Annotated in this window: 11 protein-coding genes; 3 read left to right on the top strand and 8 right to left on the bottom strand. The window is 58.3% G+C overall.

Annotated elements, in window-relative coordinates; genetic code table 11:
* Window positions 1-9: 9 nt before the first annotated feature.
* The 7 genes from AC1DV6_RS18285 to AC1DV6_RS18255 all read right to left on the bottom strand — a co-directional run bounded on the left by AC1DV6_RS18285 (window position 10) and on the right by AC1DV6_RS18255 (window position 6,957).
* Window positions 10-714: a peptidylprolyl isomerase gene (locus tag AC1DV6_RS18285; protein ID WP_477979984.1), complete on the bottom strand. Its 705-nt coding sequence runs from the start codon at window positions 712-714 to the stop codon at window positions 10-12.
* 67 nt (window positions 715-781) lie between these two features.
* On the bottom strand, window positions 782-2,413 hold the full coding sequence (locus AC1DV6_RS18280) for an ABC transporter substrate-binding protein (RefSeq protein ID WP_477979982.1): 1,632 nt from the start codon (window positions 2,411-2,413) through the stop codon (window positions 782-784).
* A 61-nt stretch (window positions 2,414-2,474) separates the two neighbouring features.
* Window positions 2,475-3,482, bottom strand: coding sequence for a peptide ABC transporter ATP-binding protein (locus AC1DV6_RS18275; RefSeq protein WP_477979980.1), 1,008 nt, complete (start codon window positions 3,480-3,482; stop codon window positions 2,475-2,477).
* Window positions 3,479-4,477 (bottom strand): ABC transporter ATP-binding protein, encoded by a 999-nt coding sequence (locus tag AC1DV6_RS18270; protein ID WP_477979978.1) that lies wholly within the window; start codon window positions 4,475-4,477, stop codon window positions 3,479-3,481. The genes AC1DV6_RS18275 and AC1DV6_RS18270 overlap by 4 nt, the downstream gene beginning before the upstream one ends.
* Window positions 4,478-4,495: 18 nt before the next feature.
* A complete protein-coding gene (locus AC1DV6_RS18265) occupies window positions 4,496-5,392 on the bottom strand; it encodes an ABC transporter permease subunit (protein WP_477979976.1) in 897 nt (298 codons plus the stop codon).
* Between the two features lie 2 nt (window positions 5,393-5,394).
* Entirely contained in the window at window positions 5,395-6,405 is a 1,011-nt protein-coding gene (locus tag AC1DV6_RS18260) for an ABC transporter permease subunit (RefSeq protein ID WP_477979974.1), read from the bottom strand.
* Window positions 6,406-6,498: 93 nt separating this feature from the next.
* The gene (locus AC1DV6_RS18255; protein WP_477979972.1) at window positions 6,499-6,957 is read right to left on the bottom strand and encodes an SWIB/MDM2 domain-containing protein; all 459 of its coding nucleotides are present in this window, start codon (window positions 6,955-6,957) and stop codon (window positions 6,499-6,501) included.
* Window positions 6,958-7,136: 179 nt separating this feature from the next.
* On the opposite strand from AC1DV6_RS18255, the gene rraA reads away from it, so the two are divergent.
* Window positions 7,137-7,670 (top strand): ribonuclease E activity regulator RraA, encoded by a 534-nt coding sequence (gene rraA / locus AC1DV6_RS18250; protein WP_477979970.1) that lies wholly within the window; start codon window positions 7,137-7,139, stop codon window positions 7,668-7,670.
* On the opposite strand, the gene AC1DV6_RS18245 is transcribed toward rraA, so the two are convergent.
* Complete coding sequence (locus AC1DV6_RS18245) at window positions 7,654-8,595, bottom strand: DMT family transporter (protein ID WP_477979968.1); 942 nt, start codon at window positions 8,593-8,595, stop codon at window positions 7,654-7,656. The two genes, rraA and AC1DV6_RS18245, sit on opposite strands and share 17 nt — an antisense overlap.
* A 158-nt stretch (window positions 8,596-8,753) precedes the next feature.
* Between AC1DV6_RS18245 and AC1DV6_RS18240 the strand changes: the two genes are divergently transcribed.
* Both AC1DV6_RS18240 and AC1DV6_RS18235 read left to right on the top strand, forming a co-directional pair.
* A complete protein-coding gene (locus AC1DV6_RS18240) occupies window positions 8,754-10,121 on the top strand; it encodes a glutamine synthetase family protein (RefSeq protein WP_477979966.1) in 1,368 nt (455 codons plus the stop codon).
* A 92-nt stretch (window positions 10,122-10,213) separates the two neighbouring features.
* Entirely contained in the window at window positions 10,214-11,359 is a 1,146-nt protein-coding gene (locus AC1DV6_RS18235; RefSeq protein ID WP_477979964.1) for an ABC transporter ATP-binding protein, read from the top strand.

Genomic DNA, 11,359 nt, shown 5'->3' with positions numbered 1-11,359 from the left:
AAGACCTGATTAAGGCGCTGGCTTGAGCTGCTTGGCCCAGTACAACAGCACTTCGGTAGCGGGAGCCTCAGAACCTGTGTACAACTGGATTTCTGCATTGATCTTGTCGATCGTTGCGGATCCCGAAATCACCTTGCCAAAGACCGCATAGCCAGGGCTGGTGGCGCTGCTGTAGTCCAGGTTCAGGTTGTCCACGGTATTGAAATAGAACTGGCTGGTGGCCGACACGGGATCGCTGGTACGGGCCATGGCGATCGTTCCACGCAGGTTGGACAGGCCGTTTTGGCTTTCCAGTGCAATTGCGGCACGCGTGCCGGTTTTTGCGATATAGCCTGTGACATAGCCACCGCCCTGCACTACGAAGCCTGGCACTACACGGTGGAAAATCGTGTTGCTATAGAAACCATCTTTAACATATTGTTGGAAATTTTCGACAGTTTTCGGTGCCTTTGCAGGGTCCAGCGCGACCACGATTTCACCATCGCTGGTCAACATACAGACGGTGACTGTCGCGGTGCTGGCAGTGGATGCAGCGATGCCGTCAGCGCTGCAATTCAGCGTAGGCGCTGTGACGATGGGATTTGGCTTGGGCGTGGTGCTGCCGCCGGATGAAGAGTCGCCACCACCTCCGCCGCCACACGCTGCCAGAGAAGCCAGCAGTGCCAGCGCGCAAACACGTTGCGAAATTTGAATCAGGGAAGATTGTTGTGTCATAGAAAAATTGGAGGACATATCGAAAAAAAGGCCGGTAGCAACCGGCCTTTGTACACAAAATCCGGTCTTATTTGATGTCTACACCGTAAAAGGTGTGGCGACCGAAGGGGCTGAGCTTGTAGTCAATGACTTCCTTGCGCACAGGTGCGAGTTGCACTGCGTGGGCCATTGTGAACCAGGGGGCTTGTTCCTTGAAAATGACTTGGGCCTTTTCGTACAGCTTGGTGCGCTCTGCCGGGTTGGATACCACCTTGGCTTTCAGGATCAGGTCTTCGAAAGGTTGGTAACAAAACTTGGCGACGTTGGAGCCATTGCTCTTGGCAGAGGCACAGCCCAGCAGGGAATTCAGGAAGTTGTCCGGATCTCCGTTGTCGCCGGTCCAGCCCATCATGCCCATCTGGTGTTCACCGTTCTGCATGCGCTTGCGGTACTCGCCCCATTCAAAGCTCTTGATTTCTGCCTTGACACCGATCTTGGCGAGGTCGGCTTGCATCAGCTCGGCAATGCGCTTGGCGTTCGGGTTGTAGGGGCGGCTGATCGGCATGGCCCACAGGTCGGTGGTGAAACCATCCTTGTAGCCCGCGGCAGCCAACAACTTCTTGGCTTCGGCCGGGTTGAAGGCATCGTCCTTGATGGACTTGTTGTAAGACCATTGGCCGGGCGGGATTGGGTTGGTAGCCGCCACGCCCGTGCTCAGGTAGACCGCTGCCACCATGGCCTTCTTGTCGATGGCCATGTTCAGTGCCTTGCGCACGCGCACATCGTCAAACGGTTTCTTGGTCGTGTTGTAGGCCAGGTAGCCGATGTTCAGGCCGGGCTGTTCCATCACGGTGACCTTGGCGTCCTTGCGCATGGTGTCCAGGTCGGCCGGGTTGGGGTAGGGCATCACATGGCATTCGCCTTTTTGCACCTTGGCCCAGCGCACTGATGCGTCTGGCGTGATCGCGAAGATCAGGTCGTCAATCTTGGCCTTGCCAGCCCAATACTTGTCAAATGCCTTGAAGCGGATCAAGGCGTCCTTCTGGTACTGCAACAACGAGAATGGGCCGGTGCCGATAGGCTCCTGGTCCAGTTTCTCGGGAGTGCCTGCCTTCATCAGGGCATCTGCGTATTCCTTGGACTGCACGCCGGCAAAGGCCATCGCCAGGTTGGCCAGGAAAGGCGCTTCTGGCTGGTTCAGTGTGAATTTGACGGTATAGGCGTCGACTTTTTCAACCGACTTCAATAGCTTGGCCAAGCCCATGTCGTTGAAGTAAGAGTGGTTGGTGCTGGTGACCTTGTAGTAGGGCTCAGACTCTTTCCACTGGCGCTCGATCATGAACATCACGTCATCGGCGTTGAAATCACGTGTTGGCGTGAATGTCTTGCTGGACTGCCACTTCACGCCCTTGCGCAGGTAAAAAGTGTATTCCAGACCGTCTTTGGAGATATCCCATTTTTCGGCCAATGCGGGGTTCACCTTGGTGCCGCCGCGCTCGAACTGCACGATGTTGTCGTAAATCTGCTCTGTCACGTCAAAGGACGTGCCGGTGGTGTTGATGCCGGGGTAGAAATTCTCCGGACTGCCTTCCGAGCAGTACACCAGGGTCTTGGCGGATGCGCCAGACATTGCCATCAGCGCAGATGCGCCCAACGCACAGAGCAACGCGATCTTGGGCGCGCTTTTGGCGTACCGCTTCGAAACAGGGGAACGGGTCATGGGTGAACTCCTGAAAAAATGGAATGGTACGCGAGACCGCGTGGGATTTTTGCGAATGGCCTCAGGAAATCCCGGCCAATCGTGCGGCTTCAAAGCAGGCCACCTTGCGGCCGGCTAGTTCTTCCAGCTTCGGACGCTCCTGGTGGCAGCGCGCCACCGCATGCGGGCAGCGGGTCGAAAACACGCAGCCCTTGGGTGGATTGAGCGGGGAGGGCAGCTCACCCTTGAGCACGATGCGTTTGCTGGCGCCGTGGCCGGACAAGCCGGGTGTGGAGGCCAGCAGCGCCTGGGTATAGGGGTGCAAGGGCTGGGCAAAGATGGTCTTCTTGTCGCCATGCTCCATCGTATTGCCGAGGTACATCACCAACACGTCGTGGGCGATATGCCGCACGACGCCCAGGTCGTGCGAGATGAACAGATAGGCCAAGCCCATGTCGCGTTGCAAGTCGTCCAGCAGGTTCAGCACTTGCGCCTGAATGGAGACGTCCAATGCGGATACCGGTTCATCTGCCACCACCAGCGCTGGGTTCAGCATCAGGGTGCGCGCGATCGCAATGCGTTGGCGCTGACCGCCGGAGAACATGTGTGGGTAGCGGTCGTAATGCTCGGGGCGCAGGCCGACCTTGGCCAGAATGGCGCGGGCTTTCTCGGCGCGTTGTTCCTTGGTCAGGTCGGTGTTGATTTCCAGCGGGGCTTCCAGAATCTGGCCGATGCGTTTGCGCGGGTTCAGCGAGCCGTAGGGGTTCTGGAACACCAGTTGCACCTTTTGGCGCAGCTCGCGCTTTTGCTCGGCGGTTGCGGTCACGACGTCAATGCCGGCCAATTGCAGACTGCCACCAGTGGGGCTCTCGATCAGCGAGACCATGCGCGCCAGCGTGGACTTGCCGCAACCGGATTCACCGACGATAGCCAGCGTCTTGCCACTTTGGACTTCAAACGACACGCCGCTGACGGCCTGCAAATGATCGGGCTTGCTCAGAAAGCCCTTGCGGATCGTGTAGACCTGCTTGAGGTTGTCTGCGCGAACGACCGTGGTGTTGGCGGCCTGTTTATCAGTGGTGGTGTTCATGCCGTTACTCCCGCAGTCGGGACGGATTGGGCTTTGTGGTTCAGCGGGAAGTGGCATCGCACGGCACCGTCGTCACCCGCTACGAGCGCTGGGCGCTTATTGCAGGCTGTTTCAACGGCATAGGCGCAGCGGGGTGCGAACAGGCAACCCGTGGGGCGGTCGTACAAACCGGGCACCATGCCAGGAATCGTGGCCAGACGCGACGTGCCATCGTTGCGCTCCGGCATCGCCGCCATCAGCGCTTCGGTATAGGGATGGAAGGGCGCGGCGAACAGGCGGTTGGCGGGACGTTGCTCCATCACCTGGCCGGCGTACATCACGGCGACGTTCTGTGCCATCTCTTGCACCACGCCCATGTTGTGCGTGATCAGCACCAGCGCCATACCGCGGTCCTTTTGCAGGCTACGCAGCAGGTCCAGAATTTGCGCCTGGATGGTGACGTCCAGCGCGGTAGTGGGCTCATCAGCGATCAGCAGCTTGGGGTCGCAGGCAATCGCCATCGCAATCATCACGCGCTGGCTCATGCCGCCAGACAGCTGGTGCGGATAGACGTCGAGACGGCTTTCGGGAGCGGGAATGCCTACTTGTTCCAGCAGTTCGATGGAGCGCTTGCGGGCAGCCTTCTTGTCTAGCCCCAAGTGCATCTTCAGTGTTTCGGCCAGCTGGTAGCCCACCGTAAAGCAGGGGTTCAAGCTGGTGGTTGGGTCCTGGAAGATCATCGACAGGTCTTTGCCGATCAGCTTTCTGCGATCACGTTCGGACAGGCCCAGCAGGTCGTGGCCATCGAAGCGCAGCTTGTCGGCGCGCACGCGGCCGGGGTAAGCCACCAGGCCCATCAACGCCATCATCGTGACGCTTTTACCCGAGCCGGACTCACCGACGATGCCCAACACTTCTCCCGTGTTCAGCGACAGGCTGACACCGTCCACGGCGTGCATCGTGCCGTTGTGCGATGGAAATTCCACCGACAGATTTTCAATTTCTAGCAATGCCATAGTGCGTGTCGTTTTGCGTTAGCGTTTCAGCTTGGGGTCGAGCGCATCGCGCAGGCCATCGCCCAGCAAATTGAAGGCCAGTACCGTGATCAGAATGGCCAGACCGGGGAAGGTCACAACCCACCAGGCGCGCAGCACGAACTCGCGTGCATCGGCCAGCATCGTGCCCCACTCGGGTGACGGTGGCTGGGCGCCCAGGCCGAGAAAGCCCAAAGCAGCAGCGTCCAGAATGGCGGCGGAAATACCCAGTGATGCCTGCACGATCAGCGGCGCCGTGCAATTGGGCAGCACTTCGCTGAACATCAAACGCCAGTGGCCAGCGCCACCCATACGGGCTGCGGTGACGTAATCGCGTGAGACTTCGGAGATCACCGCAGCGCGGGTAATACGCACGTAGTGCGGCAGCACGACGATGGACACCGCCAGCATCGCGTTGATCATGCCGGGGCCAAGAATCGCAACGATCACAATGGCCAGCAGCAGGCTGGGCAGCGTCAGGATGATGTCCATCAAACGCATGATGGTGGTTTCAAACACACCGCGGAAATAGCCCGCCAGCAGGCCGAGGAAGACGCCAATCAGCAGCGACATCGTGACCACCGCGACGCCGATGGACAGCGACAGGCGCGAGCCATATATCAGTCGGGACAGGATGTCGCGACCAATCGCGTCGGTGCCCAGCAGGTGTGCGCTTGAGCCACCGGTTTGCCAGGCTGGCGGTACCAGGAACACGCTGTTGTCAGTCAGATCAGGCGCGTAGGGGGCAATCACCTCAGCGAAGATAGCGACCAGCATCACGCCCAACACAATCAGCAGGCCCGCGACGGCCCCCTTGTTGGCTGAAAAATAACGCCAGAAATCGCGCAGCGGGTGCACCGGTGCGGGCGCAGTGGCGGTTTGCACAGAGGGTGTCATGGTCATTTCTGGTGGCGAATGCGGGGATTGATGATGCCGTAGGCCAGATCGACCAACAGGTTGACGGCCATCACGATGCCGCCCAGCAGCAGCATGCCGCCTTGCAAGATGGGGTAGTCACGTCGGCTGATCGCTTCAATCAGCCATTTGCCTACGCCCGGCCAGGAAAAAATGGTTTCGGTCAGGATGGCACCCGTGAACAGCACGCCGATTTGCAGGCCGATGACGGTGACGACGGGAATCAGCGCATTGCGCAGCGCGTGGACGGCGACGACACGCAGTTTGGACAGGCCCTTGGCTTTGGCGGTGCGGATGTAGTCTTCACCCAGCACTTCGAGCATGGCGGAGCGTGTCATACGGGCGATCACTGCCAGTGGCACCGTGCCCAGCACCACGGTCGGCAGAGCCAGATGCAACGCAGCCGAAGCGAAGGCGCCTTGTTCCCCTGACAGCAGTGAATCAATCAGCAGAAAGCCGGTCACCGGTTCAATGAAGTACTGCACCGCGATGCGTCCGGAGACCGGTGTCAGGTCCAGCTGTACCGAGAACAGCAGAATCAGCAGCAAGCCCCACCAGAAGATGGGCATGGAATAGCCGGTCAAGGAAACTCCCATGACGCCATGGTCAAGAAACGAGTTTCGCTTGACTGCCGCCAAGATGCCCGCTGGCAAGCCAATCAGCAGCGCAAAAATGATGGCGCACAGCGCGAGTTCGATGGTGGCGGGGAACAGGGTCTTGAATTCACTCAGGACTGGGGCCTGCGTGATGATGGACTTGCCCAGGTCGCCATGTAGGACCTTGGTGATATAGATGCCGTACTGCGTCAGCAGTGGCTTGTCCAGCCCGTATTCCTTGAGCAATTGCGCATGGCGCACTTCGTCAATGCCGCGCTCTCCGGCCAGGGTTTCAATCGGGTCGCCGGGTACCAGCCGGATCAGGAAAAACGCAAGCAGGGTCATGCCGAAAAAGGTCGGAATGATCAAGCTCAATCGCGTGAGAACAAAGCGCAGCATGGATCGGGGGAGCTAAAGCCAAAGGTCGTGGATGTTACCAATAAAAAAAAGGCCGGTTGCCCGGCCTTTTTCTGCTCAAACGCTACAGGCGTTTTACTTGAGGTGCTTGCCGATCAGGCCAGCCATCTCAAACATCGACACTTGCATCTTGCCGAAGATTTCCTTCAGCTTGGCGTCAGCGTTGATCATGCGCTTGTTAACTGCGTCTTGCAGCTTGTTCTTCTTGATGTAAGCCCACAGCTTGCTCACGACTTCCGTACGTGGCAGAGGAGCGGAACCCACCACAGCAGCCAGAGCGGCGCTAGGTGTCAAAGCCTTCATGAATGCGGCGTTGACGGTGCGCTTCTTGGCAGGAGCCTTCTTGGCGGCTACCTTCTTCGCAGGAGCCTTTTTAGCGACTACCTTCTTCGCAGGTGCTGCCTTCTTGGCTGGAGCCTTCTTCGCAGCTACTTTCTTAGCTGGAGCGGCCTTCTTAGCTGGAGCAGCTTTCTTTGCTGCTACTTTCTTCGCGGGAGCGGCTTTTTTTGCAGCCGGTTTTTTTGCAGTTGCCATGATTGATTGTCCTTCTAGAAGTTGATTAATCACCAGCAGAAAAACTGCTTCTTCGCTGGTAAGGCGGATGCTACTGGAGAAAAAGCAGCTTTCCAAGCGGGAAACTACTTTTTTCACTGGGGAATGTTGTTTTTTTCATTGGAGAATGCATGCTTGTTTGCAAAAAAGCGAGTTTCACCATGCCAATCTCCCTCTCAAAGCCATTCGCCACCTGTGATCTGTGCGACGCCCACAAGGGCGATGTCACTGGCAATTTTCGGGTGCTGCCACCTGTGTTTCTGGATTTTGGCCAAGTGAAAAAGTTCTGTGGCCCAGTAGAAACGGTGAAGTGTTTTGAAGACAACTCGCTCGTGAAAGCCGCAGTGGACGCACCCGGAACCGTCGATACGCCCAATGGAAAAGTCGGCAAGGTGCTGGTCGTGGATGGCGGCGGTTCGCTGCGCCGCGCTCTGCTGGGCGGCAATCTCGGGGCCGCCGCTGCGCGCAATGGCTGGGCCGGTGTGGTGATTGACGGCTGCGTGCGCGATGTTGAGGAGCTTGAGGCACAGGGTGTCGGCATTCGCGCTTTGGCATCCATGCCACTACCTACCGAGAAACGCAACCAGGGACAAGCCAACGTCGTGGTGAAGGTTCAAGGCGTACGCATTGCCCCGGGTGATTGGCTCTATGCCGATGCGGACGGCATCGTGGTGAGCACTACTGCACTCGTGTAGTTTTCTGGGGCAGTGTCGCCAGTACTACGCCCACCAGCGCCAACCCAAACGCCAGCAATTGCATCGCGCTCAAACTTTCGCCGAGCACCAGTACGCCGACCAATGCGGCGGCCACCGGCAGCATCACCGTGAAAACGCCGGCCTGCGTGGCGGGTACCGTCTTCAGACCGGTCATCCAAAGCCAAACTGTCCAGACGCTGGCCGCCAGCGCATAGAACACCAGCAGCGTCCAGGAGCCCACGCCTACGCTGGCGAAGTTGAAGGACCAGGCCGCATACAGCCCAAACGGTGTCATCAGCACGAAGCCCCACAGGTTGATCAGCGCGGTGATGCGTTTAGGCGACAAGGCGTCGGTCAGCTTCTTTCCGATCACTGCATAGGCGGCTTCACAGATCACCGCGGCGAACACCAGTGCATTGCCAAGCCACTGGTGATTGGATGCCAAATCGGCCTCTAGAGCGCTTGCGGATTGCGTAGGCAGCTCACCTTTTGATAGCGCCAGTATCGCGATGCCTAAAGCACCGAAGACGATAGCGCAGGCCACGCGCAGCGTAATGCGCTCGCGCAGGAACACCCAACTCAGCAGCGCAACCACTGCGGGGATGGTTGCCATGATGACGCCCGCCGACACGGCGCTGGTCATGCTGACGCCGTACAACATGCAGATAGAAAACAGAAAGTTGCCCAGCAGCGACTCCAGAAACACCAGTCGTTTGGTGGCACTGCTCATCGGCGGCTCATTGGCTGGTTTCCTCAACCAATGCAGCATCGCCGCGCCGCCAATGCCAAAGCGCAGCCAGGCCAACAGCAGCACCGGCAGCGCTGCGACCAAGGGTTTGGACAGTGCGACATAGCTGCCGACCAGGGACATGCTCAACGCGAGACAGCCGTAGGCTTTGAGTCGTTGCAACGAGGGAGAAGTCATCGGTGAAAGAGTGCGTAACCAGGTGCGGGGGGAGGGCAGAAGCGTACACCACCGAAAATATGCACTCTGAGACTGACTCGCCTGCACGGTGGAGAATGCGCTTACAGATGTGGGCAAGATAATCAAATCTGCTGCAGAGAAGCAGCCAGGAGAGAGCAATGAGTGAACGCAAGACCATGAATTTCAATGACCTGGAGCAATGGCTCAACGCACGTCGTGTGACCGAGGTGGAGTGCCTGGTACCTGATTTGACCGGTGTGGCGCGCGGGAAAATCCTGCCCCGCGCCAAGTTCACCGAAGACCGCGGCATGCGTTTGCCACAGGCTGTCGTGGCGATGGGTGTGACGGGGGAGTTCCCCGAGAGCGGCCCGTATTACGACGTGATTGACCCCACTGACAAGGACATGCAGTTGCGGCCGGATCCATCTACAGTGCGCATCGTGCCCTGGGCGGTCGATCCCACCGCGCAGGTGATTCATGACTGCTTCGACCATGAAGGCAAGCTGGTGCCGTTTGCGCCGCGCAGTGTTTTACGCAAGGTGTGTGACCTGTTTGCTGCAGAGGGCTTGCAGCCTATCGTGGCGCCAGAGCTGGAGTTCTACTTGACTGCCCGCAACACCGATCCCAACACGCTATTGCGTCCGCCGATTGGTCGCAGCGGCCGCGCCGAGACTTCGCGCCAGGCATACAGCATTGACGCGGTGAACGAATTCGATCCCTTGTTCGAAGAAATCTACGACTACAGCGACAAGATGGAGCTGAACGTCGACACGCTGATTCACGAAGTCGGTGCCGGCCAGATGGAGATCAACTTCTTCCATGCCGAGCCGCTGGGGCTTGCCGATGAAGTGTTCTTCTTCAAGCGCACGGTGCGCGAAGCCGCGCTGCGCCACGACATGTACGCCACCTTCATGGCCAAACCGATTGCGAGCGAGCCGGGCAGCGCGATGCATGTGCACCAGAGCTTGTTGGATGTGGCAACCGGAAAAAACGTGTTCAGCAACGAAGACGGCACGCCATCCGAGATGTTCATGCATTACATCGGCGGCTTGCAGCGTTACATCCCTGCCGCAATGGTGTTGGTTGCACCGTATGTGAACAGCTACCGCCGTTTGTCACGCAACACCGCAGCACCTATCAATATCGAATGGGGCTATGACAACCGCACCGTGGGCATTCGTTCACCCATTTCATCTCCCGCCGCGCGCCGTGTTGAAAACCGGGTGATCGGTGCCGACGCCAACCCGTACGTTGCGATGGCCATGACGCTGGCTTGTGGCTACCTCGGTATCAAGAACAAGATCAAACCGAAACCCGAGATGAAGGGCGATGCTTATCTCACGGCCTACGCACTGCCACGCAGTCTGGGGGAGGCACTGGACTGGTTGCGCAAGGAGTCGGACCTGCACGACGTCCTGGGCAAGGAGTTCATCACGGTGTACTCTGAGATCAAGGAGCTGGAGTTTGATGAATTCATGAAGGTGATATCGCCATGGGAACGCGAACATCTTTTGCTGCACGTCTGACTTTTTGCCTTACGGCCCAATATCGGCCCAATACCTGGGCAAAATTTTGCGAAAATCGAGGCTGAAGTAGAAACAAGAATATTTTGGTAGCCATGAACTCGAATTCCAAATCCGCGGCGGCAGTCAATGCCGCACCGTTTCTGCAGATCAAGCGTATCGTCAAGAAGTTTGACGATGTGTTTGCGGTAGACGAAGTCACACTGGATATCCAAAAGGGCGAGATATTCGCGCTGCTGGGCTCATCCGGTTGCGGCAAATCCACGCTTTTGCGCATGCTGGCGGGATTCGAGACACCTACGTCCGGCCAGATCCTGCTGGCAGGCCAGGACATCGTAGGCCTCGCACCCTACGAGCGGCCCATCAACATGATGTTCCAGAGCTACGCCTTGTTTCCGCACTTGACGGTGTGGGACAACATCGCTTTCGGCCTGCACCGCGATGGCATGCCCAAGGCCCAGATCGAAGAGCGCGTGACACAGATGCTGGAGCTGGTTCAGCTCAAACAGTACGCCAAGCGCAAGCCGCACCAGTTGTCAGGCGGTCAGCAGCAGCGTGTGGCGCTGGCGCGCAGCCTGGCCAAGCGGCCCAAGCTTTTGTTACTCGATGAACCACTGGGCGCGCTGGATGCCAAGTTGCGTCAGCGCACCCAGCTCGAATTGGTCGACATCATCGAACAGGTCGGCGTGACCTGCGTGATGGTTACGCACGACCAGGAAGAGGCCATGACCATGGCCACGCGTATCGGTGTGATGAGTGAAGGCAAGATCCTGCAGATCGGTGCGCCCAGCGACATTTACGAAACTCCGAACTGCCGTTTTGTGGCCGATTTCATTGGCACGGTGAATCTGTTCAAGGGCAAGGTCACCAAGGACGAGCCCGACCATGTGGTCATCGAAACGCCGGAGTGCAAACACTATGTGAGCCACGGTATCACCGGCACTGAAGGTATGGAGGTGCATGTTGCGGTGCGGCCAGAGAAGATGTCAATCACGGCGAATCCGCCTGCAGATGGCGAGCGCGAATCGGCTGCCGAAGTGGGCTTCAATATCGCGCCAGGCGTGATCGAAGACCTGGCGTATTTGGGCAGCCTGACGACCTACCACGTCAAGCTGGATACCGGCATGGTTGTCAAGGTAACGCACACCAATGCGGCAAGGCACACCGTGACACCACTGACCTGGGGTGACAAGGTGTATGTGTGGTGGTGCGGCAGCGACGTTGTCGTACTGACCAGCTGA

Source organism: Rhodoferax sp. P2_H8_2 (assembly GCF_056403235.1).
The sequence above is the reverse complement of the archived record's forward strand: the minus strand, read 5'-3'. Positions and strand labels throughout refer to the sequence as shown.